General features: G+C 61.4%; 19 protein-coding genes. 7 read left to right on the top strand and 12 right to left on the bottom strand.

The genetic code is table 11. The features are described 5' to 3' along the window. Positions 1-7 precede the first annotated feature (7 nt). From QQJ84_RS14860 to QQJ84_RS14875, 4 genes are all read left to right on the top strand, one after another. Positions 8-1,132 (top strand): thiolase family protein, encoded by a 1,125-nt coding sequence (locus QQJ84_RS14860; RefSeq protein ID WP_284259090.1) that lies wholly within the window; start codon positions 8-10, stop codon positions 1,130-1,132. Positions 1,133-1,136: 4 nt separating this feature from the next. After that, on the top strand, positions 1,137-1,865 hold the full coding sequence (locus tag QQJ84_RS14865) for a hypothetical protein (RefSeq protein WP_284259091.1): 729 nt from the start codon (positions 1,137-1,139) through the stop codon (positions 1,863-1,865). A 234-nt stretch (positions 1,866-2,099) separates the two neighbouring features. Then, complete coding sequence (locus QQJ84_RS14870; RefSeq protein WP_284259092.1) at positions 2,100-3,431, top strand: amidohydrolase family protein; 1,332 nt, start codon at positions 2,100-2,102, stop codon at positions 3,429-3,431. A 77-nt stretch (positions 3,432-3,508) separates the two neighbouring features. Next, complete coding sequence (locus tag QQJ84_RS14875; protein WP_284259093.1) at positions 3,509-4,582, top strand: alpha/beta hydrolase; 1,074 nt, start codon at positions 3,509-3,511, stop codon at positions 4,580-4,582. A 2-nt stretch (positions 4,583-4,584) separates the two neighbouring features. Here QQJ84_RS14875 and QQJ84_RS14880 read toward each other — a convergent pair whose 3' ends face one another. The 10 genes from QQJ84_RS14880 to QQJ84_RS14925 all read right to left on the bottom strand — a co-directional run bounded on the left by QQJ84_RS14880 (position 4,585) and on the right by QQJ84_RS14925 (position 17,013). Then, positions 4,585-5,223 (bottom strand): TetR/AcrR family transcriptional regulator, encoded by a 639-nt coding sequence (locus QQJ84_RS14880; RefSeq protein ID WP_284259094.1) that lies wholly within the window; start codon positions 5,221-5,223, stop codon positions 4,585-4,587. Between the two features lie 95 nt (positions 5,224-5,318). Next, on the bottom strand, positions 5,319-6,119 hold the full coding sequence (locus QQJ84_RS14885) for a sugar phosphate isomerase/epimerase family protein (protein WP_284259095.1): 801 nt from the start codon (positions 6,117-6,119) through the stop codon (positions 5,319-5,321). A gap of 12 nt (positions 6,120-6,131) precedes the next feature. Beyond that, positions 6,132-6,803, bottom strand: a complete 672-nt coding sequence (locus QQJ84_RS14890; protein WP_284259096.1) for an SDR family NAD(P)-dependent oxidoreductase — start codon at positions 6,801-6,803, stop codon at positions 6,132-6,134. A 26-nt stretch (positions 6,804-6,829) separates the two neighbouring features. Continuing rightward, complete coding sequence (locus QQJ84_RS14895; protein ID WP_284259097.1) at positions 6,830-8,803, bottom strand: flavin-containing monooxygenase; 1,974 nt, start codon at positions 8,801-8,803, stop codon at positions 6,830-6,832. A 2-nt stretch (positions 8,804-8,805) separates the two neighbouring features. After that, the gene (locus tag QQJ84_RS14900) at positions 8,806-9,870 is read right to left on the bottom strand and encodes an acyl-CoA dehydrogenase family protein (RefSeq protein WP_284259098.1); all 1,065 of its coding nucleotides are present in this window, start codon (positions 9,868-9,870) and stop codon (positions 8,806-8,808) included. A gap of 5 nt (positions 9,871-9,875) precedes the next feature. Next, on the bottom strand, positions 9,876-11,033 hold the full coding sequence (locus QQJ84_RS14905) for an acyl-CoA dehydrogenase family protein (protein WP_284259099.1): 1,158 nt from the start codon (positions 11,031-11,033) through the stop codon (positions 9,876-9,878). After that, positions 11,030-11,923: an enoyl-CoA hydratase gene (locus tag QQJ84_RS14910; protein ID WP_284259100.1), complete on the bottom strand. Its 894-nt coding sequence runs from the start codon at positions 11,921-11,923 to the stop codon at positions 11,030-11,032. The genes QQJ84_RS14905 and QQJ84_RS14910 overlap by 4 nt, the downstream gene beginning before the upstream one ends. After that, positions 11,920-14,019 (bottom strand): acetate--CoA ligase family protein, encoded by a 2,100-nt coding sequence (locus QQJ84_RS14915; protein ID WP_284259101.1) that lies wholly within the window; start codon positions 14,017-14,019, stop codon positions 11,920-11,922. Before QQJ84_RS14915 ends, QQJ84_RS14910 begins: the two co-directional genes overlap by 4 nt. Then, positions 14,016-15,983, bottom strand: a complete 1,968-nt coding sequence (locus QQJ84_RS14920; protein ID WP_284259102.1) for a flavin-containing monooxygenase — start codon at positions 15,981-15,983, stop codon at positions 14,016-14,018. Before QQJ84_RS14920 ends, QQJ84_RS14915 begins: the two co-directional genes overlap by 4 nt. A gap of 265 nt (positions 15,984-16,248) precedes the next feature. Then, positions 16,249-17,013, bottom strand: a complete 765-nt coding sequence (locus tag QQJ84_RS14925) for a hypothetical protein (protein ID WP_284259103.1) — start codon at positions 17,011-17,013, stop codon at positions 16,249-16,251. Positions 17,014-17,222: 209 nt separating this feature from the next. On the opposite strand from QQJ84_RS14925, the gene QQJ84_RS14930 reads away from it, so the two are divergent. Both QQJ84_RS14930 and QQJ84_RS14935 read left to right on the top strand, forming a co-directional pair. Further along, entirely contained in the window at positions 17,223-18,065 is an 843-nt protein-coding gene (locus QQJ84_RS14930; RefSeq protein WP_284259104.1) for an alpha/beta fold hydrolase, read from the top strand. Positions 18,066-18,173: 108 nt separating this feature from the next. After that, on the top strand, positions 18,174-18,977 hold the full coding sequence (locus QQJ84_RS14935) for an SDR family NAD(P)-dependent oxidoreductase (RefSeq protein ID WP_284259105.1): 804 nt from the start codon (positions 18,174-18,176) through the stop codon (positions 18,975-18,977). 9 nt (positions 18,978-18,986) lie between these two features. Here QQJ84_RS14935 and QQJ84_RS14940 read toward each other — a convergent pair whose 3' ends face one another. Both QQJ84_RS14940 and QQJ84_RS14945 read right to left on the bottom strand, forming a co-directional pair. Beyond that, complete coding sequence (locus QQJ84_RS14940) at positions 18,987-20,183, bottom strand: NAD(P)/FAD-dependent oxidoreductase (RefSeq protein WP_284259106.1); 1,197 nt, start codon at positions 20,181-20,183, stop codon at positions 18,987-18,989. 32 nt (positions 20,184-20,215) lie between these two features. Then, a complete protein-coding gene (locus QQJ84_RS14945; protein WP_284259107.1) occupies positions 20,216-20,980 on the bottom strand; it encodes an HpcH/HpaI aldolase family protein in 765 nt (254 codons plus the stop codon). 255 nt (positions 20,981-21,235) lie between these two features. Here QQJ84_RS14945 and QQJ84_RS14950 point away from each other — a divergent pair. Further along, the coding region (locus QQJ84_RS14950; RefSeq protein ID WP_284259108.1) for a transposase at positions 21,236-21,589 on the top strand (354 nt) is incomplete at its 3' end.

A 21,589-nucleotide genomic window follows, 5' to 3' on the forward strand; every position in this document is an offset into this window, starting at 1 on the left:
AATCGGGATGTCGCAGATTGGCGTGCGGCTGACGCGCCATCCGCTGCTGCTCACGCTCGATGCCATTCGTGAGGCGCTGGATGATGCGGGCCTGACCATCGCCGATATTGACGGCATCTCGACATATCCAGGCCGCACTTCGATGCCGCCGGGGTTCTCCCCAATCGGCACGGACGACATCATGGACTCGCTGCGCATGAAGGTCCGTTGGTATGTCGGCGCGTCCGAAGTGTCGTCGCAACTTGGCGCGGTGGTGGAGGCCGCCAATGCGGTACGTGCGGGTCAGGCGCGGCATGTCATCTGTTTCCGTACCGTTTATGAGGCCGCGGCAATGGCCCGACCGCAAGAGTTTCCGCAGGCGCGGCCCGGCCGGCTGGATGGCTTTTCGCAATGGATCATGCCCTTCAACGCCTATTCCGCCAGCAACTGGGTGGCGCAATACGCCATGCGGCATGTGAAGCTTTATGGCCTAAAGCGCGAGCAACTGGCGCAGATCGCCATCACCGCCCGCAAACACGCGATGCTTAACCCGCGCGCGTTGGTGCGCGAGGAGCTTACGATGGAGCAATATATGGGCGCGCGGATGATCTCCGACCCGCTCTGTCTGTATGATTGCGACCGTTTCACCGATGCGTCGACCGTGCTGATCGTCTCCGCCGGGGACGCGCTGGGCGATGTGAAATGCACGCCTGTCCGCATCGCCGCCGCCTCTCACGCCAGCGGGCGTTCCAGCTGGGACCAGACTGAATTCATGGCAGCTTATCCAACTGGTGCCGGATTGTGGAAGCATACCGACTATAAGCCAAAGGATGTTGATACCGCCCAACTCTATGATGGTTTCAGCTTTCTGACTCTCACCTGGCTTGAAGGGCTCGGCTTTTGCGGGGTCGGCGAGGCTGGTGCGTTCATAGAGGGCGGTCAGCGCATTGCGCTGGATGGAGAATTACCACTGAACACGTTCGGCGGACAGATTGGTGCCGGGCGTCTGCATGGCTTCGGCTTTGCGCATGAATCCGTTGTGCAGTTGCGCGGCCAAGGCGGCACGCGGCAAATCCCAGGTGAGCCACGCGTGGCGGTGGCAGCCTCCGGCGGCGGCCCGCTGGCCACCGCCCTGTTGTTGACGCGGGATTAGGCCGGTGCTGCCCGGCTACCGGCGCCGTATTCTCATCACGCCTGCGCCCGGTATCGTTTCGGCCGAGCTTGAGGATGATTATCACCGCATGGTGGTGACACTGGAGCACGATAATGATGTTGTGACCAAGGTTGTGAGCGAGATGAAACGCTCGCCCTGGACGCTCTGCCCTGGTGCGATATCGAAACTAGCCGAGACGTTTACGGGCGTGGGGCTGGCGGTGTTTGGCAGCCGTGGCAATAAGAAGCAGAATTGCACACATCTGTTTGATCTCGCACTGTTCGCTGCGGCGCATGCAAACGAGGCCGCATCCGTCGCCTACGACATTTTCGTGAGCGACCCGCTGGAGGGCGCCCGCACCGCCACGCTTTCACGTAATAGCAAACCGGTTCTGGACTGGAAGCTGCGGGGAGAGGTTTTTCTCGCCCCAGCGGACCTTGCAGGCCAACGCCTTGGCGAACTTAACGACTGGATTGCCGGACAGCACAAAGTGGGCGCTGAAGCAGGGCGCATTCTGCGGTGGGCCGCGATCATCGCGTTCGGCCGCAGTATGGACATTCCTGCGGGCATCCCAGCCACCAGTTTTCCTGGTGGCGCCTGTTACAATTTCCAGCCTGAGCGTGCTGCAACGTCAACGCGCCGGACTGGGGCAGATGTTGACTTTAGCCAACCCGGAGCTGCGCCATTGGCGGATCTGACGAAGTGGTTTGAGGGTAGCTCGGGCGCGGCTTGAACCGAGGCAGCCGCTCAAGGTTGGGAAACCTGGCCATAACGCGCTGTAAAAAAGGCTATTGTTATGATCGCGGCGGAAGTCGGCGGAGCTAAACGAACATCGGCCATGGATTGTTTTTTGTTTAGGATGTTCCGGCAGGAATCGCGAATGGCTGGCATTTGCGTTTCTGCTTTACTTGGGCCGGTAAGTGCGATAGGCCAAAACAGGTAGTGTGTCGGTTTTAAGGAGGAAGCTATGAAAATTGAAGAATTAATCATCGTTAGCGTGGATGACCATATCGTCGAACCACCCACGATGTATGATAACCACCTGACGCAAGCGCAGAAATCATTCGCCCCTGAACTGAGGAAGGATAAGAACGGCGTCGATTTCTGGCTCTACGAGGGCAAGCGCACCGGTGCCATCGGCTTGAACGCCGTGGTTGGCCGCGTGAAGGAGGAATATGGCTGTGAGCCGGTCTCCCTCAACCACATGCGCAAGGGCTCATGGGACATTCATGCCCGCGTCGAGGACATGAACGCCAACGGCGTTCTCGCCTCGCTGAACTTCCCGAGCGTCGTCATGTTTGACGGCTTCCTGTTCCACGGGTTTGAGAACAAGAAAAATGCGCTCGCTTTGCTGCAGGCTTATAACGACTGGCATATCGACGAGTGGTGCGGCTCCTATCCAGGCCGCAATATCCCGAATGCCCTCGTGCCGTATTGGGACATCGAGGCCACAGTCGCCGAGATCAAGCGCGTGGCAGCCAAGGGTTGCCATAATTTATCGTTCAGCGATAACCCGGCGATTAAGGGCTATCCGAGCATCCATAACCCGCATTGGGAGCCGATGTGGAGGGCCTGCGCCGAGAACGACATGGTGATCAACATCCATATTGGTTCGGGTGCGCAGGCACCACACGCCTCCATGGAATCGCCGATCGATGCCTGGATCACGACCATGCCGATCTCCATCGTCAATTCTGCGGCGGACTGGCTGCATTTGAAGGTGTTGCAGGAATACCCTCTGAAGATCGCGCTCTCCGAGGGTGGCATCGGCTGGATCCCGTATTTCCTCGAGCGTGCTGATTTCTCGTTCGGCCAGCACCATGCCTGGACACATTCCTATTTCGGACCGGGCCGCGTGCCGAGCGACGTGTTCAGGGAGCATTTCCTCACCTGCTTCATTGACGACAAGTTCGGGCTTGCCAATGTCAGCGCCATCGGCGAGGACAACATCGCCTATGAATGCGACTATCCGCACTCAGATTCGCTCTGGCCGGAAGTGCCGGAGCGTCTGTTCGAGAGTCTGAAGCATCTGCCGGATAGCGTGATCAACAAGATCAGCCACGGCAATGCGCTGAAGCGCTTCAACTTCGATGCGTTCGGCATGATGGGTGGGCGTGATAAATGTACCGTTGGCGCCCTGCGTAAGTTGGCCGAGCATGTTGACACTTCGCCGCAATCCTATGGCGGTCCGGCACCGCTTGCCCCCGGCGAAGTGGCTCGCCGTGTTACCTCAGGCGACATCACCAAGATGTTCATGGATGTTGCCAAGGAAGACGGCCGTGTGAAGGAACAGGCCTAAGACCAACCTCCGGGCGCTAAGGGCAGTTATGTCCATAGCGCCCGGACCATTTTCTATAAAATAAACAAAAGCGCGGCGTGAACGCCGCGAACCGGGAACCCAGAATGTCCAATTCCACTCAGCCGCCCCAGGCATATGCGGTGACGCCGCAAGGCGTGATCACCGTGCCATCGTTCGACCTGCCTTTATCGAGGGCGCTCAGCCCGCAGGCGTCAGCGTTGCAGGCCCAGGCCTACAGCAATTCCGGTGGACTGAGCATGGTCAATTTTGATCTGCTGGAGACCGAGGAAACCTACAAGGGTGCGGTCGATGCATTCCGGGCTGGCATAGACGAAATGTTCGCCAAGCCTCTGGCGGTAAGGCTGCTTGCCCAGTTTCCCGTTACGATCGAAGCTTCGAAAATCGGAAATATTCCCGTTGATATTTTCACGCCCGTGGGCGAGTTTGACCCTGACCACGTTCTGATCAACCTGCATGGGGGCGCCTTCTGTTCGGGTGCGACGTATATTTCGCAGATCGAATCGATCCCGGTTGCGCATCTCGGACAGTATCGAGTCGTCTCGATCGACTACCGCCAGGGCTATGAGCATAAATTTCCAGCCGCGACCGAGGACGTTTGCGCGGTCTATGCGGAATTGCTGAAAACCTACTCCGCCGGCCGGATTGGTATCTATGGCGGCTCGGCGGGTGGGTCACTTACCCTGCAGGTCATAGCTTGGCTGCTCGAGCATGGCATTGAACTGCCTGGCGCAATTGCGGTGCTGGGCGCTGGTGCCGGTGGCAATGGTGACGGCGATTATTTTTCGGCGATTGGTACGGCAGTCCCGCCGCCCATCGACGCATTCAACCTTCGCGGCAACAGATTCGGCTATTTTTCTGAAGTTGGTCCTGAGTCACCTCTGATCAATCCACTTCTCGGGGGGAAGGGTTTCCTGGCGAATTACCCGCCGAGCTTGTTCATCACCGGAACCCGTGCGTTCGACCTCAGCCCGGCGATTGCCACCCAGCGCGCGTTATTCCAGGCCGGCGTCGATGCGCAGCTGCACGTATTCGACGGCATGGGTCATTGCTTTTACTACGATACCGCTTTGCCGGAATCCCTCGACGCCTATGACACGCTGCTACGCTTTTTTCAGAAGCACATGTGCTAGAATCAGATTGCGCGCCCCGGTGAAATCAGCAGGGTCAGAATTTCGGCTTCAGCTCGCTTGAGGTCCTCACTGTCCACAAATGACCGCCACCCAGGCAGATACGCATAGCGCGCTGCCATCCGTTCGATGGCGGAGAAGATGATGATGGCGCGCGACATTGCTTCGCGTTCGCTGAGAGCTGTCTCCCCATGCGCAGCGCGGATGCGGGCTGCGATTTTGGTGACAATGGGAACTGCGCTGGCGTTCCGGACCTCGACGAACGAGTCCTGCCCGCCATCGGCGCGGAAATTCCTGATGTTCAGTATCGCGCGGTGCCGGTCCCAGTAACGATAAAAGGCGCTCACGACGCATTCGGCATGGTGGCGCAGCTGGCCGGAGTCCCAGGGGCGATCAAGTTCCGCGACAATTTCACCGGTATCCTCCGATGCCTTGCGGCTTAGGCATAGCAGAGCTTCGTCGACACCCTTGAAATAGAGATAGAAGGTTTGCGAGGCTAGGCCTGCCTCGCGCGCGATGGCGCTTGCGGTCAGGGTTTCGGTAGGCGTTGCCGTAATCAGGTGGCGCGCCGCCACCAGAAGCCGGGCCCGGCTCTCCGCCCCTTTGCGGCCGATTGCCTGTCCGTCCTGGTTGGTTTTCCGCATGGTGCTGATCGTTGCCGGAACATGGCCGTTCCCGCAAGGTTAGGGCGCGGATTATCAGCCGGAACCGGACCGCCTACCTCTTGCGCCGGTAGCCATCAATTATGACGTGCGGTCAGCAGTTCAGTCAGCCATACACCCGCACGGCGCAAGCCAGCTTCGGCGCCCTCTGCCTGCAGCCGGGAGCCGATGACTTCGAGATCAAAATATCCTGAATACCCCGTGCGCAGGATCTCGGGGATCAGCCGGTCGAGCGGCACGGCGCCATCGCCCGGCAGCGCGCGGCAGGGCAGGCCGCGGTCGCCGAAGACATAGTCGCTGACCTGTACCAGCGCGATATCCGGTCCCGCTGCGATGATGCTGTCCTCAAGGTCGGAATCGGTCCAGCAGGCAAAGAGGTCGATGCCGACGGCTATTCCGGCAAGCCGTGCCAAGGTGAGCGTGTCGGCGAGGCGGTGCGCGATCGACGCATCGGCGTATAGATGCGAGGTGGGTTCCAGGGAGAGCTTTATGCCGGCTGCCCTGGCGCGCGCGGCGCAGGGCGCAATTTCCGCAGCGAAGCGGTTTGCAGCTTCTGGCCAGCGCAGGGCGGCGCGGCCTCCTGTGGTCAGTGTGATGGTTTGCGCGCCCGAAGTCTCGGCAAGGTCTATGGTTCGGTTCAGGCGCTCGCGGCCCACAATGCCGTCCTCTTGTGTGGCAAAGGCGAAGGCGCGGTGGGTGAGGGTGGCCACGGCTAGACCGCTATCGCGCAGCATTTTTCCGGCGGCGGCGCCGTAATCAACAACTTGCTCAAGCGTCGGGCTGATCGCGGTGGCGCCCAGGCGTGCGACTTGCGCCGCATGGGCGTCCAGCGGGCCAGCGCCGAAACACAACGTATTGATCGACAGCGACGGGTGCATGAGGCGCTTGGCTTAGCCCGCGAGCGATAACGGGATGGTGGCACCTGTAATCGCGCCGGCCTCGCTGGATAGCAGGAAGGCGATGACCTTTGCGGCAGATTCCGGGCGCACCCAGCCTGCGGTGTCCGCATCGGGCATGTCGGCGCGGTTTGTTGGCGTGTCGATGATGGTCGGTAGCACGGCATTTACCCGTACACCCTTGCCGCGAAGCTCCTCGGCCAGACTCTCGGTCAGCGCGTGTACCCCGGCCTTAGAAGCGGCATAAGGTGCCATGCCGGCACCCGGACGGATGGCCCCGAAAGCGCCGATATTCACGATCGCTCCGCCCTGCCTGAGCAAATACGGGAGTGCCGCGGAGCTGGAGGTGGCTGCCGTCCGCAAATTCATGCGGAACATCTTGTCCCACCCGGCAAGCCCGTTACCTTCAACCAATCCCCAGATAAATCCGCCGGCGATGTTGACGAGACCGTCCACGCTGCCGAGCCTTTCCGCCACTGTCGCATAAGCAGCCTTAACGGCCGTCTCGTCAGTCAGGTCCACGCCCCCGAGCGCCAGCGCATTGCCATATTCACCGGGAGCGGGAGCGACATCCACGGCCGCCACTTTGTGGCCGCGTTTGGTCAGGTCAGCAGCGACAACGCGCCCCAGTACACCAAAGCCGCCGGTCACGATCACAACGCTCATGCGAATTTCCTCTTCATCGTTGGCGTTCAAACTGCCATTGCGGGTGTTGCGTTAAAATCTGCGGGGTCCGGGGCGCGTGTCCAGTCCCAGTAGCGCACCAGCGGCCAGGGCGAATTGGCAATGACCTTGCCGGATTTATTTTTATACCAGCTGCCGGCACCGCCATGAGACCATGTGAAGTGCGCCAGCGCCTCGTCAATTTTCCCAGCATACCCGGCATATACCTCAGGCTTTACCTCGACAGCCGCCAGTTTCTCCTCGACCATCCACTTCAGGCAGCCCGAGATGTAGCGCGCTTGGCATTCGGCATTGAAAAACAGATTGCCGTTGAAGCCGAGATTAGTGCCAGGCCCGTACATGAGAAACAGGTTTGGAAAGTTGGGGACGGTAATGCCGAGATAGGCGCGCGGTTCGTCATCCCAGAACTCGGTGATAGTTTGGCCATCGCGGCCAATGATCTGCATTGGCGCCAAATATTCGAGCGCCCTGAAGCCCGTGGCATAAACCACGATATCGGCCTCGTGATGCACGCCGGTAGCATCGAAGATGCCGCTTTTGGTGAAGCGCGCGACACCTTCGGTGCAGAGCGTGACGTTGGGTTGCGACATGACGCGGAAGAACCCGCCATCGCCGAGATTGGGGCGCTTCACGTAAGGCGGGTAGGTTGGGATCAGCTTCTCGTGCAGCTCTGGGTGGTCGCCGATCGCCGCTTTCATGCCGTTGGTGAGGCGGATGCGCGCGGCATCATTAGCAGCACTTACGGCTTGTGCGCCGCCGGTCCAGTCGGGGTCGATGATCATGTAGTCGGGGGCGCCGTCCAGCGCCCAGTTATACAAAATAGTGCGATACCACCGCGCGTAGCCGGGCAGGTAGTCGATCGCCCATTGCTCGCCTGGGCGGATGGCGCGGCGATATTCCGGGTGCACGAACACCCAGGTGGGCGAGCGCTGGAATACGGTGAGGTGCGCTGCGTCGCGGGCCAGTTCTGGTACGATCTGCAGCGCCGTGGCCGCCGTGCCGATAACGATGACTTTTTTACCGGCATACTCTAGCCCCTCAGGCCAGCGTGAGGTATGGACGCGCACGCCCGCGAATGTCTCTTCGCCATCGATATGGGGGATAAGAGGGCGGTTCAGCTGTCCGACGGCACTCACCAGGGCGGCGAACGGCAACGTCTCTTCGCCAGATTTCGAGCGCAGCGTGACCTGCCAGTTTTTCGCTGCCTCATCATAAACGCCGCGCACGATCTCGGCCTCGTAGCGGATATGTTCGCGCAAGCCCAATTGCTCAACAGCGTCGGTAAAATAGGCCCTCAGCACCGGCCAGGCGGAGAACAGATCGGGCCAGCGTTTATCGCGGATGAAGGAGAAGGAGTAGCAATGGCTGGGCACGTCCACCCGCGCACCAGGAAAGCGGTTCTCGAACCAAGTGCCGCCTGGACCGCTGTTTTTCTCGACAATGGTGAACGGGATGCCCGCCTGGCTGAGGCGGTAGCCCATGACGATGCCGGAAAGCCCGGCGCCGACGATGATCACCGGCAGGCGTGCTGTCTGCTCCCCGGTTACTGGCTTGTCCCAATGGAAGTCGCGCGCGTCGCCGTTGAAGCCAAGTTCTTCTGCCAGCAGGGTCTCGTAAGCCGGGTCGAGCAGCTTGCCAGCCAGCGTGTCGATCATCTGACGCAGCTCATCCTCGCTCGGCTCATACGGGGGAGGGCAGTCGGCGTTGCGCCATGTCCGGATCGCCTTGGCCGCTCGCTTGCGCAGGAGGCCGGCCCGTTCCGGCGCAATACTACCGGAAAGGTCGGTGCTGTATTGCGGACGCTGGGTGCGCCCGGCTTCCACCAGAATGTCCAGGCTGCCGGTGATATGCACCACCGACATCAACAGCGGCAGCAATCCTGCGTCAGCAACCGCGGCATCAATTTCGGCATCGCAGGCACCAATTGGCTGCCTTAGGTCTGTCAGTCCCGGCATTTCATGCTTTTGAGGTGCGTCGTTCATCGTCAGAATGGACCCTGAATTGGCGAGCCGTGTGCGCTGCCGAGTAGATCGGTCGCGAAACTGGCGGCGGGTCCGCCGGGAAGTGCCGTGAGGCGGTCCAGGATGGTTGCGCGATGCATTTCCGGTGTACCCCATGCGAATTTGAGCGCCAAGGCGCGTTTGAGGAAGAAGTGCACATCCACTTCCCAGGTCATGCCCATGGCGCCGAACACTTGCACGGCGGTGCGGGCGGCGAGGTCCGCTGCTTCGCCGGCAGCGATTTTCGCATGCGCGACACGAGCCCGTGCCGCCAGGGTCCCGAGCGGTAGCTCGGCAGCAGCGGCATGCACCACAGGGCGTGCGAACTCGAGCTTCACCTGGGCGGTGGCCAACAGATGCTTCACGGCTTGGTAGCTGCCGATGGGTTTGCCAAATTGCTGCCGGTCTTTGGCATACGCGACGGCCAGATCGATGCACCGCTGGCCCAGACCGATCATCTGTGCCGCGGCCATCAGCGCGCCGCGCTCGGCGGTCAGGCCCCAGCCATTCCCGGCATGTGTCGCGGCGCTGGGGGTCCATTCCACACTGAAAAGGCGGCGGAAGGGATCGACACTTTCATGACGCAGAAACGTCACCGCATTGCGTTCGACGAGGTGAATCTCGTGGCCATGGCCGAGCAAAAGCGCCTCTGCGATATCCGCGTCGGCAACCAGCGGGTTGGCGGGGTGGCCAATGGTGACGATGCGGCCTGCTGCCGCGTGCGCGAGCCAGCCGTGATGATCTTCAAGTCCGCCTAGCAGCGGCACGATGACACCGGCCAGTTCCACCAGCGGCTCCGGCAGTCCCACATATCCTGCAGCCTCTGCGATGCCAATGAAATCGGGCAAGCCGAGCCCGAGGCCGCCTGCCTCTTCAGGTGCCAGCATGCCCGGCAGGCCCATCTCGGTTATGTTCGTCCAGCGCGCGGCGTTCAGCGCCTCATGCTTTTCGAGCATCTTGCGCAAGGCAGCCGGGGTGCAGGTTTCCACCAACATGTCCCGCGCGGCTTGCGTGATCGTCTGCTGGTCGTCGGTAAAGGCGAATTCCACGGTCCTCAACCTCGCGGCAGGCCGAGCATGCGCTCGGCGATGATATTGCGCTGGATCTCGTTGGAGCCCGCATAAATCGGCCCGGAGAGAGCGAAGATGTAGTCCTCCAGCCAGTCGGCGTCTCCCGTGGCGGGAGCTTCCGTGAGCAGTTCGGCGTTGGGACCGAGGATATCCAGGCCGGTCTGGGTGAGGGCGATATCCATCTCGGACCAGAAGATTTTATTGGTCGAGGATTCAGGGCCGATCGTGCCGCCGGCATTCAGGCGAGAGCACATGGCATAGATGGCCAGCGCATAGGCTTCCGCGTCCATCCAATTCTGCGCCACGCGCTCGCCCATGGAGGCGGGAAGATGCGCCTTGTTGGCTTTATACAGCGCAATGAGCTTGCGGGCCGCCACTTGATAGCGAGCAGGAGAGCGCAGTAGCAGGCCACGCTCGAAACCAGCCGTTGCCATGCAGACGTGCCAGCCCTGGCCTTCATCGCCGAGACGATTGGCAACGGGTACACGCACATCGTCCAGGAATATCTCCGCAAAGACCAGCTTGCCATCCATGCGCGCGATTGGCCGGCGGGTGACACCTGGGGCATCGAGCGGGAACAGCACAAGCACCATGCCTTTGTGGCGTTCGCTGCCGGGTGCGCGGAACAGGCCGAACGCCCAATCGGCGAACACGGCGCGGCTTGACCAGATTTTCTGGCCCTTGAGCACGTAATGGTCGCCATCGCGTGTTGCGGTTGCGCGCACACCAGCGAGGTCACTACCGGCACCTGGTTCGGACCAGGCCTGCGCCCAGATGTCATCCCCAGCCGCCATGCGGGGCAGGAAATGTGCCTTCTGCTCATCCGTGCCGAATTCCATCATCGTCGGTCCAAGCAGAAAGATGCCGTTCTGGTTGACGCGCACCGGCGCTCCAGCGCGATAATATTCCTCTTCGAAGATCAGCCAGCGAATGAGGTCCAGCCCGCGTCCCCCTAAAACTTCTGGCCAGGTGACCATGCCCCAGCGGCCGCCATTGAGTTTGCGCTCCCAGAGCCGGTGCGCCTCGAAACCTTCGCGCGTGAGGTCAAAAGAGGGAAGCGGCCCAGTGGGGATGTTCGCTTCCATCCAAGCGCGCACTTCCGCGCGGAAAGCTCGCTGTTCAGCGGTAAATTCAAGTTTCACTCGTCAGCCTGCTTTCTGTTTGCCGCCGCCATCGCTTTTGCATCGAGACCGGCGATTGAATTACCCACGGTCAGATCATTCTGTGCATGTGCGAAATGATGCATGTGATAAACTGCATCCATTGCCGTACGCTTGCCGCGCAGTTCCTCGACATGGTTGACAGCCTGCTTGGTGAGCCAAGCGCCGAGGCGCGGCTGAGCGGCCAGCTTGACGGCAACCGAGGCGGTTTCTTCACGTAGCTTTTCACGCGGTACGATGCGGTTGACCATCCCGAATTGCTCGGCCCGCTTGGCGCTCATTCGCTCGCCCAGGAGCAAAAACTCCTTGGCAACGCGCGGAGGAAGTTCGAACGCGTGGGCGAAATACTCGACGCCGGGGATGCCCATGCGGACCACCGGGTCCTGGAAAAACGCATCTTCGGAGGCGATGATGAGGTCGCACACCCAGGCGAGCATCAGGCCGCCGGCGATGCAGGCCCCCTGAACCATGGCGACGGTCGGCTTTGGCGCATCGCGCCAGCGCCGGCACATACCGAGATATTGTTCCTGCTCGCGGGTATAGAGCAACTCGGCCGCGGGCTTGTTGACATGCTTGGCCACCATCAGCCGGCGGTCGAAATCTTTCTGCACATCGCGGCCGGGGGTACCGATGTCGTGCCCAGCGGAGAAATGCTTGCCCTCGCCGGCCAGCACGATGGCACGAATGGCGTCGTCATTCACGGCGCGCTGAAAGGCATCATCTAGCGCATAGGTCATCTGGCCGTTCTGCGCATTGTTGAAGCCTGGCCGGTTCATGGTGATCCAGGCAACCGCGCCGTCCACCTCGTAGCGGACCGGCTCCTCGGTTTCGTAGACGATATCCACCTTCTGGGGCTCGACCAGATCGGTCATGCCGCTTCCTCCGTTCGTTTTTCTATTAACGTGTTCAGCAAAACCAGCGCGTCGACCGCGACAGCACCGCGGCCCTCCGGCATGACCAGAAGCGGGTTGATTTCGACCTCGCGCAACTTATTGCCGCCGGCCAGCACTGCCTCGCCGAGTGCGGCAATCGCCCGTGCCGCCGCGGCGACATCGGCTTTCGGGGCGCCGCGATAACCATCCAGCAGTTTGAAGCCTTTTAGGCCGCGCAGCATGGCCTCGGCACCTGCCGCATCCACCGGCAGCAGCTTGTGGCTGACATCCTTCATCAGTTCGGTCCAGACGCCGCCAAGCCCTACTGTCAGCATCCAGCCAAACACCGGGTCACGCGTCACGCCAGCCAGAATTTCAACGCCACCCGAGAGCATCGGTTCCAGGGTCACGCCCTCGATCCGCACGCCAGGCATGGACCGTGCCTTGGCGGTCATCGTCTCGAAAGCCTCGGCCGCCGCTTCGGCATTTTTTACGCCCAGGCGGATCAGGCCATGCTCGGTCTTGTGTGCGACATCGGGACTGACAAGTTTGGCGACCAGCGGGTAGCCTATGCGCTCCGCCGCAATGCGGGCGTCCGCGGCGTTTCGTACCAAGGCATCGTGGACTACGGGCACACCAAACGCGGCCAGCGCCTGCTTGGCGGCGGTTTCAGATAATGCCGGCTCTCCGGACGGAAAGGCCGGCCAGTTCGCTTGGGGGGTGATTCTGGAAGGTGTGGCGGAGCTCTCCTGCTTCCAGGCGCCATATGCGCAGATCGCCCTGGCGGCACGGTCGAAATCGTCAAAATAAGCGATGCCCGCTGCCGCCAGCCGTTCCCGGCTGCCCAAGGCGAATGTGTCTATGACGATGACCAGCTTGTTCAACCTCGCGGCGGCGCGCTCCAGTTGATCCATGGCGCTTTCCAGGAAATAGCCCGGCAGATAGACGATCAACACATCGATGTCGGAGGGGCTCAGCGTTAGATTGACCGCCTCGAACAGGAAATCATTCGAATTGACAAGATTCCCGGTGAGATCGACAGGGTTTGCAACCATGCCAAAGGCCGGAATGCTGGCGCGCAGGGAAGCCTGCACCGCTTCGGGCAGGGTCGGCACGCCCCCGCCGTTCAGCGAAAGCGCGTCGGCCAGGATGGCGCCCGCGGCGCCTGAGACGCTGAGGATCGCACAAGCGCTGCCCGCGATCTTGGCACCGAAACAGTGCAGATAGGCGAGATCCGCGAGTCCGGCCAGTTCGGCGGCGCGTGCCACACCGGAGGCGGCGAAGGCGGCGTCATAGGCGGCGCTGTCACCCGCGAGGGCGGCAGTGTGCGAGCGGGCGGCCTCGGCTCCTTTTTCGCTGGCGCCCACCTTGTACACGGCCAGCAGTTTGCCGGTCGCGCGAAAGGCGGCTGCGGCCTTCAGGAAGGCCTCGCCTTCGCGCAGCTCCTCAATATAGCAGAGCGCGGCATCGGTATCCGGATCTTCGGCCAGGAAGGTGAGATAATCGGCAAAATCGACATCGGCCTCGTTGCCGGTATTAATGACATGGCTGAAGGCCACGCCGGATCGCCGGGCCATGCGGTAGACTGTGGCGCACATATTGCCGCTTTGCGTCAGCAACGCGGTGCGGCCGGCCGGGTCGCCGGGTTGGAAGCTGGTGCCGAAGGTGGTGAAGATGCCGTCACTGAAATTGGCATTGCCCATGCAATTAGGGCCCGCAACGCGCATGCCGGTACGCCAGGCGAAGGCTCGCAACTCCTCCTGCCGTTTCACGCCCTCGGCCTCGTTGGTCTCGGCATAGCCCGCGGCGAACACGATGGCGGCCTTAATGCCGATGGCATGGCACCGTTCCAGATAGGCTAGAACGTCCTCGGCCCCGATGGCCAAAAGCACCAGATCGACAGGCTCGGGAACGGATTCGATGTCGGGGTATGCGGTCCGTCCTTGCACTTCTGTGTTCTTGGGGTTGACGGGGTAGAGTTTCTCGAAGCCCGCCCGCACAAGCAGTTCCATAGGAATGCCGCCAACGCGTTTCATGTTGGTCGAAGCGCCGATAATGGCGATCGAGCGCGGCTTCAGCAGAGGGATGAGGCTCACGCGGCGGTCTCCGTCGTTTCGGTCGCGCGCCGGAAATCATATTCCGCCGTGTCGAATTTTTCAGTGAGATTGCGGTAGTCCACCAGCCGCCAGGGGGAATTCTGCGTCACCCTGCCGGCGGCATTCTTGTACCAGTTATCGACGCCCGGATGAGACCAAACCATCTTGCTATGGGCGTCATCAACCTTCTTCTGGTAGTCCCAGAAAGGCTCGCTCCTGACCTCGACCGCAGCGCTTGAGGTTTCGATCATCTCGCGCATGGCCTGCATGATGTAGCGGATCTGGCATTCGGAGTGGAAGACCGCGCTGCCGCCATGTGCCAGATTGGTATTGGGTCCGTAAATAAGAAACAGGTTCGGGAAGCTCGGAACCGTGATGCCCAGATGCGCGCGCGGGTCATCCTCGCCCCAGCTTTCGCGGATGGTGAGCCCGTTCCGGCCCTCGATATGCATCGGCGTCAGCATTCGGCGCGCCTGGAAGCCGGTGGCCAGAACCAGCACATCAACCTCATGGCGCAAGCCATCCTTGGTGACGATGGCGTCCTTCTCGATATGGTCGATATGGTCGGTGATCAGTTCCACGTTGGGAAGCGTGAGCATCCGGTACCAATGGTTGTCCCTCAGCATCCGCTTGCCGTAGGGCGGGTAAACTGGCGTCGCCTTACGGATCAGCTCGGGGTCATGGTTCACCTCATGGGCAATATGCGCCTCAAGCTCCACGCGTACTTTGGCGTTGGCGGCATTAAGGGAGCGCTTCTGGTCGTGCCAGTTGGGGTCGCGTTGCAACATGCCGTGGAAGCCGTCAGAGGACGACCAAAATAACTGGAAGCGAAACCATTTGGCGTAGAACGGGATATTCTTGAGAACCCATTTTTTGTCGTCGGTCACGTGCGCGAAATAAAGCGGGTTGCGCATCGCCCAGTGTGGTGAACGCTGGAAGATCCTCAATGTCTTGACGATGGGGGCGATGGCTGGGCCGACCTGCATGCCGCTTGCCCCGGTGCCGATCATGCCGACGCGGGCACCCTCAATGGCCGCCTCATGGTCCCAGCGGGCAGTGTGGAAAGCCGGCCCCTCGAAATTTTCAAGTCCCGGAATGGTCGGCATTTGCGGCCGGTTGAGCTGGCCGACCGCGCTGATGACCACATTGGCGGTGAGATCATGCAAAGCTCCTTCGGCGGTACGGGTGTGCACGCGCCATAGTGCGGCGGCATCGTCCCAAACCATGCTCAGGACCTCTTCGCTGAAGCGGATCTTCTGCTCGAGGTGGAAAGCTTCCGCGTTACGCTTGATGTAGTGGAAAATCTCATCGCGCTTAGCGAAGTAATGATCCCAGTCGTGATTGATGTTGAACGAATATGAGTAGAAATGATTGGCGGTATCCACGCCACATCCGGGATAGCTGTTTTCGTACCAAGTGCCGCCGACCGTGTCATTCTTTTCGATGATGGTGAAGGGAATGCCGGCTTCCTGCATCTTGATTGCCATGCCAACGCCGGAGAAGCCAGCGCCGATGATCAATGCATGGAAATGTTTCAGCGTGTCCGGTGCAGGCGGTTGGCGCCACAGCACGGTCTTGGGGTCATTACCAGCAAGGTCCATTTCCTCCAGCACCAGCGGATAATATTCGGGCGGGACATGCTGGCCGGTGCAGACGTCGAGCATCTTTGGTAGCAGGTCCATCGGCGGCGTGACCGGCCAAGGGCGCCCGGTCTGCGCATAATCGGCCAGGATCGCGGCTACGGCCTCCCGGAGTTCAGCCTTCAACGCCTCCGGTGTCTCCTCGTGGAAGCTCCATGGGCCCTTTATGTAAGGCCGGACGCGGTCGAGCCATGCGGGATCGCCTCCGAGGTGGATGAGCACCATCAGCAAAGGCGCGATGTCAGCCGCTTTCAACGCCTCACGCAGATGTACGGGATCGCCCACGAGGGCTTTGAGAGTTTTTACGTCGTCCAAACGCGTCATAGGTCTGCTGCTGCCTCTTGTCTAAATCTGTAATCGGAACCGCCAAGCTGGCGTCACGGTTGCAACACGCTGCCGCCCCCGGCCGCTAAGTTCTCAGCATGAACCGGGGCACGATGGGAGAGAGTAATTGAGCGTTTTGGCAAGGCAATGGCGTCCCGCTATTCATCGCCGGGACGGCTTCTGCAGGGCCTAAAGGTGTTTTAGACCGCAAGCGGCTGGCCAAGGGGGGCGTTTACCGCACCCGCCCTTGGCCAGTGTTTTCGCGTTAGCCCTTGCCTGGATAGACCGAAAGATCGCCACCATAGGCAATGCCGCCGGGCCAGAATTTGGTGCCGCTGATCTTGCGGAAATAATGCACCGTGCGCGCCGTCGAGCCTGCGGTCGAGCGTGGCTGCATGGCAATGCCACTGGGGCTGTGGCCTAGCGCGCGGGCAGCAAAATCCGTGATCGTGAAGGCGAGATCGTCGGTCTGCTGCGCGGTCATCACCAGTTGGTCGCCTGGGCAGTAGCGGCGAGGCTCTATCTGAAGGCTCGAGAGTTCGCCGCGGATCATTGCCACGTGGCCGGGCACGTTCGCCACTTCGACGCTATGAACATTCTCGTACCAAGTTTGATATTCATCGTGGCGGCCCGGTATGTAGTTGCCGAGAAGCACGCTGATGCCGGAGAATGGCTGGTCGCGCTGCCAATTCGGGCTGCCTTTCCAATCACCGAAGAGCCGGTAGCTGTAAAGCCGTTCAGTATCATCGGCGGCAATGAGCCCGGCATCGCGGGCCTCGGCGACGAGCGGGCCCAGAGCCGGCAGGTCGATCACCGGGTTCGGCAGATCAAATTCATATACGCTCAGGTATCGCCAGCATTGCTGGGCGTCCGGCATGATCTGCTCTTTGGTGACCTCGAAGCGATCCGCGTAGCGCAAGCCGCGCAATCCACCCAGCGCCTCGCGGTGCGGGCCATCGAACCAGGCGGCATATTCATCAGTTTTGTCCGCCGGCACGTTATGCAGGTGAATGGATGTATATAGCGCCATGGTTTCTCCCTTTCAACGCTTTGTCGTTCGTCAGCTTGATGAGACATTGGCGTCAGTCTCCCGGCGCAGCAACGTGAGGGACGTGGCGCGGCGTAGATATCGCCCGGGTGGTGTGCGCCTGCATCGCCGGAGCGGAAACTATCCGGCGTCAGGTGACAACGCCATCTGGGCGCGGCAACACATATGCAGGTGTTGTGGAACAGGAACCGATGGAGCGTATGGAATTCGCAGGCGCTGGCGTTACCATTGTAGCGGATGCAGCGGGAGCGGCAGATGCCCCACTCGTGTTGTTTCTGCATGGCGGCGGGCAGACCCGGCAAAGCTGGGGCAAGGCGCTTGAGGTAGCGGCTGAACGTGGCTACCGCGCGGTCTCGCTGGATCTGCGCGGCCATGGTGAAAGCGGCTGGTCGGATGATGGCGCCTACAGTATGCCGCGTTTCGCGGATGATGTGCGCAACGTGATTGCCGCACTGGGACGGCCTCCCGTGATCGTCGGCGCTTCGCTCGGCGGCCTTATCGGAATACTGATTGCTTCGGTGCCATCGCCTGAGGTCCGCGGGCTTGTTCTGGTGGATGTGGCGGTTCGCCTCGAAACTGAAGGTACGCGCGAGATCGGGGCTTTCATGCAAAGTGCCCCCGATGGATTTGCCTCGCTGGATGATGCAGCGGATGCGGTATCGGCCTATCTACCGCACCGGACCCGCCCCAAAGATACGTCCGGCCTGATGCGCAATTTGCGGCTGCGCGAGAATGGGCGCCTTCATTGGCATTGGGACCCCGCCTTTACCCGCTACAATCCCGAAACCGCCAAGCTTACCGCTAACATCTTCGCGCAGGCCGCCGCTTCATTGACGGTTCCGGTGCTGCTGATCCGCGGCGGCCGCAGCCGTGTTCTCAGCGCCGAAGGCGTTGCCGAGTTTCGCGAGCTCGTGCCGCATGCGGAATATGTCGATGTGGCAGGTGCTGATCATATGGTGGCAGGTGATGCAAATGACAGCTTCAATGACGCGGTTCTGGGATTTCTGGCGCAGCACGCCCATGCGGCACAGTGATGTTCAGAGCCGGAGGAAATCAACTCGCCCATCGCGCAAATTTCGAATTATCGAATGATGATCGCGCCATGGCCGGCACGCTACGCTGGCGGATAAGAGGAAACGCAAATGACAGAGTCCGGATTATTTGATCTCAAGGGCCGGGTGGCGATGGTCACCGGCGCAGGACAAGGGGTGGGGCGCGGCATTGCCCTGACCTTGGCGGCCTACGGAGCGGGCGGGATCGTCGTCAATGATTTCCATGCCGATCGCGCGGCGGCGGTGGTAGCCGAGATTGAGACGCTGGGGGTCAGGGCTACGGCGATGGTGGCCGATGTGGGAAATCTGGCGCAGGTGCGGGCGGCCGTTGAAGCTGCCGAGGCGGCTCTCGGGCCAATCGAGATTCTCGTTAACAACGCAGGCAATGGTGGACCAGAGGGGTTTCCCCCCGAAATGCCGCTGTTCTGGGAAACCGACCCGGCGCGCTGGTATCGCTTCCTGCATGTTAATTTGTTTGGCGTGATGAATTGCTGCCACACGGTGCTGCCGGGCATGGTGGCGCGGTGCTATGGCCGCGTTGTCACCATCACCTCGGACGCAGCGCGTAGTTTGGAGCCGCGGCAAGCGGATTATGCGGCCGCCAAGGCAGGGGCGGCGGGTTTTATGCGCGGCCTGGCGGGGGATGCAGCGCGCTTCGGAGTTACCGCGAATTGCATCGCCATTGCCACCATCCGTCCAGTAATGCCGCCGGCTGAGCTGGAGGCGTTTCTGGCATCGGACCGCACCAAGGCCCAGCTTGCGCGCTATCCGATTCGCCGGTTTGGCCTGCCGGAAGATATCGCCGGCACTGCCCTCCTGCTCTGTTCCGATGCAGCCGCCTGGATCACTGGCCAGACATATCCGGTGAATGGCGGCTACAGCGCCGCGCTTTGATGCAGCTGATTATGCCGAGGCGGCGATAGCTTCGGCCCAGCTCGGGTCGTTCTCCAACATCTTGCGGTATTTCAGAAGCTTGCCAGTGGCGGCCAGCCCAAGCGCCGCCGTCAGGCGCTCGTCGCGCCGGTAGAGGGCGATGAATTTCTCTTCCTCAGGCGAGCCGAACACGAAGCGCACCTCGTCATGCGCCACAGGCGTGCCGACGAGCTGGAATTTCAGCCCGTATTGGTCGGACCAGAACCATGGCACCGGCGCGTAGGCGCCGGGGTTTGGCGCGCCGCCCTCGGCCAGCAGGCGTTTGGCGGCGTGCTCGCCCTGGCGCACGGCATTGTCCCAATGCTCGACGCGCCGGAATTCGCCGTAGCGCCCGTTGGGCCAGCGTGCGATGTCCCCCGCCGCAACGATGCCAGGGGCGGCTAGGCAGGTTGCGTCGCACACCACGCCGTTCTCCAGCGTCAGGCCGGAACCTTCCAGCCAGCCGGTGTTGGGAATGACGCCGATGCCAAGTACTGCGACATCGGCCTCGACGACGCTACCGTCAGTCAAGTGCAGGCGCTCCAGGCGGTCAATTCCCTCGAATGAGGCAGCGACGACGCCCAGACGCATATCGACGCCGCGGCGGCGATGAATGTCGGCGATCACCATCGCAATCGTCGGCCCGAGCACGTGCGCGGCGGGCGCCACCATCTCGACCATCGTTACCGGCAATCCGAGTTTGCGCGCCGAGGCCGCGGCCTCCTGGCCGATGAAGCCGCCACCGACGATGACGACCTTGCAGTCGAGCCGGGCGAAATCGTCACGCAGGGCAACGGCATCATCCAGCGTGCGAACCACGTGCACACCCTTCATGTTGGCACCAGGCAGATGGCGCGGCGCGGCGCCGGTGGCAATTACGATGCCGTCAAACGCTTCGCGGCGCCCATCGGCCAGAGTGAGCGTGCGGGTGGCGGCATCCAGGCTCATTGCACGGCAGCCAAGCCACCATTCCGCATCATCCAGCAGCTTGTCTACAGCTAGCGTGGTTTTCTCAAGCGGCCATTCCCCGCGGGCGATTTCCTTGGAGAGCGGCGGGCGGTCGTAGGGGCGGTGCTGCTCATCGCCGATGATGACCAGGCGGCCGGTGAATCCTTCCCGGCGCAGGGTCTCGGCTGCGTTGAGGCCAGCAAGCGAGGCACCGACAATGGCGATGGAGTCTAGTTTCATATGTTTGTTCAATCTTAAAAGGGGAGTGAATGTCAGGGGGCGGTCGCGTGGCCTTGCCGCCAGCCTCGGGCCTGGGCGAGGTCCGCCGCGGCGGCGCGGCGGAGCAGGCCGCCATCGCTGCTAATCGGCAAAAACTGGATGCCAGCCTGCGCGAGGGTCTGAGCATTGGCCATGCCGAGCGAGGCGCATCCGGAAATGACGCGGTGCCGGCGGCAGGCCTCACCGACACGCAGCACCGCTGTCAGCACCTGTTCCGGCATCACCAGGGCGGCGCCAAGGCCAAGCGACAAGGCAAGATCGACGGGTCCAACAAACAAGCCGTCAACGCCCGGCGTAGCCGCGATCTCGTCCAGGTTTTCCATGGCCTCGGCTGTTTCGATCATCACGAAGCAGAGCGGCTCCGGCGCAGCAGCGCCGGGTGCGGCGTAATAATTGCGCACGGGGCCGAAAGAGCGGATGCCATGCGGCGGGTAGCGTGTGGCCTCGGCGGCAATGCGGGCCTGTGCCGCCGTAGAGACCATGGGCACGATGACGCCGAATGCGCCCAGATCCAGCGCGCGCATGATCTGCATCGGGTCGTTCCAGCCCACGCGGACCATGGAGCGGGTGCCACCCAGGTCGAACGCCTGAATGACGGGCAGCAGGCTGTCCCAGGAGATGCCGCCATGCTGGGTGTCCAGGATCACCCAGTCGTAGCCCGCCTTGCCCATGATTTCAGCGGCGACGTTGCAGTCCAGAGCGATCCAGCAGCCAAAGGATGGCCGTCCCGCAGCCGCGGCTTCCCGTATTTTATCCATTGGCTCTTCAGACTCCGCAGTAATTGGTCAAGAGTTACGTCTCCGGCGCGTGAAACGGCTATTCAGCAAATGCCGACAGCTTCCAGTATAGAACTGCAAGGACCTCAAACCCCCTTGTGCGCCGGTGATATCGTGACCGCGATGACCGGATTTCCTGTTTCCGGACTGGCAACATAACCAGGCAAGCGGAGCCTTAGCATTACAGTTTCATTTTTAAGTTGCGAAACGGCTTGATCTCTGAATCAATGGGTGACCATGAGTCCGGGGTCATGGATTTTGGGTGCATCAATTGAGGCGACGCTGGAGTTTTGGGCGAGGTCACTGCGCGATGTGAAGGCGCGGATCCGGCCTTTGTTTACGCAGGAGCGTGTTGCGGTATCGGCAAACGCGTTTCTTGAGGGTTTGCTTGGCGATGAGCGCCGCAAGACAGGGTGGATGCGCGCCGAGGCGGCCGGGGATCAGGGTCTGTGGCGACAGCAGGCAATTCTTGGCCGCGGTCGATGGGAAGCGGACGCGTTGCGCGATATTGTTCGTGATTACGTGGTCGAGACGTTCGCAGACAACGACGCCGTTTTGGTGATTGATGAAACCGGTTTCTTGAAACAGGGT

The sequence above is a fragment of the Acidocella aquatica genome (assembly GCF_030160635.1).
Lineage (GTDB): Bacteria > Pseudomonadota > Alphaproteobacteria > Acetobacterales > Acetobacteraceae > Acidocella > Acidocella aquatica.

What these genes read in the sequence shown, in the direction of transcription:
- QQJ84_RS14945 (WP_284259107.1), bottom strand. Translation starts at nt 20,980, where the DNA reads ATGGATAAAATACGGGAAGCCGCGGCTGCGGGACGGCCATCCTTTGGC.
- QQJ84_RS14895 (WP_284259097.1), bottom strand. Translation starts at nt 8,803, where the DNA reads ATGAACGACGCACCTCAAAAGCATGAAATGCCGGGACTGACAGACCTA.
- QQJ84_RS14880 (WP_284259094.1), bottom strand. Translation starts at nt 5,223, where the DNA reads ATGCGGAAAACCAACCAGGACGGACAGGCAATCGGCCGCAAAGGGGCG.
- QQJ84_RS14885 (WP_284259095.1), bottom strand. Translation starts at nt 6,119, where the DNA reads ATGCACCCGTCGCTGTCGATCAATACGTTGTGTTTCGGCGCTGGCCCG.
- QQJ84_RS14910 (WP_284259100.1), bottom strand. Translation starts at nt 11,923, where the DNA reads ATGACCGATCTGGTCGAGCCCCAGAAGGTGGATATCGTCTACGAAACC.
- QQJ84_RS14870 (WP_284259092.1), top strand. Translation starts at nt 2,100, where the DNA reads ATGAAAATTGAAGAATTAATCATCGTTAGCGTGGATGACCATATCGTC.
- QQJ84_RS14925 (WP_284259103.1), bottom strand. Translation starts at nt 17,013, where the DNA reads ATGGCGCTATATACATCCATTCACCTGCATAACGTGCCGGCGGACAAA.
- QQJ84_RS14860 (WP_284259090.1), top strand. Translation starts at nt 8, where the DNA reads ATGTCGCAGATTGGCGTGCGGCTGACGCGCCATCCGCTGCTGCTCACG.
- QQJ84_RS14920 (WP_284259102.1), bottom strand. Translation starts at nt 15,983, where the DNA reads ATGACGCGTTTGGACGACGTAAAAACTCTCAAAGCCCTCGTGGGCGAT.
- QQJ84_RS14935 (WP_284259105.1), top strand. Translation starts at nt 18,174, where the DNA reads ATGACAGAGTCCGGATTATTTGATCTCAAGGGCCGGGTGGCGATGGTC.
- QQJ84_RS14940 (WP_284259106.1), bottom strand. Translation starts at nt 20,183, where the DNA reads ATGAAACTAGACTCCATCGCCATTGTCGGTGCCTCGCTTGCTGGCCTC.
- QQJ84_RS14890 (WP_284259096.1), bottom strand. Translation starts at nt 6,803, where the DNA reads ATGAGCGTTGTGATCGTGACCGGCGGCTTTGGTGTACTGGGGCGCGTT.
- QQJ84_RS14930 (WP_284259104.1), top strand. Translation starts at nt 17,223, where the DNA reads ATGGAGCGTATGGAATTCGCAGGCGCTGGCGTTACCATTGTAGCGGAT.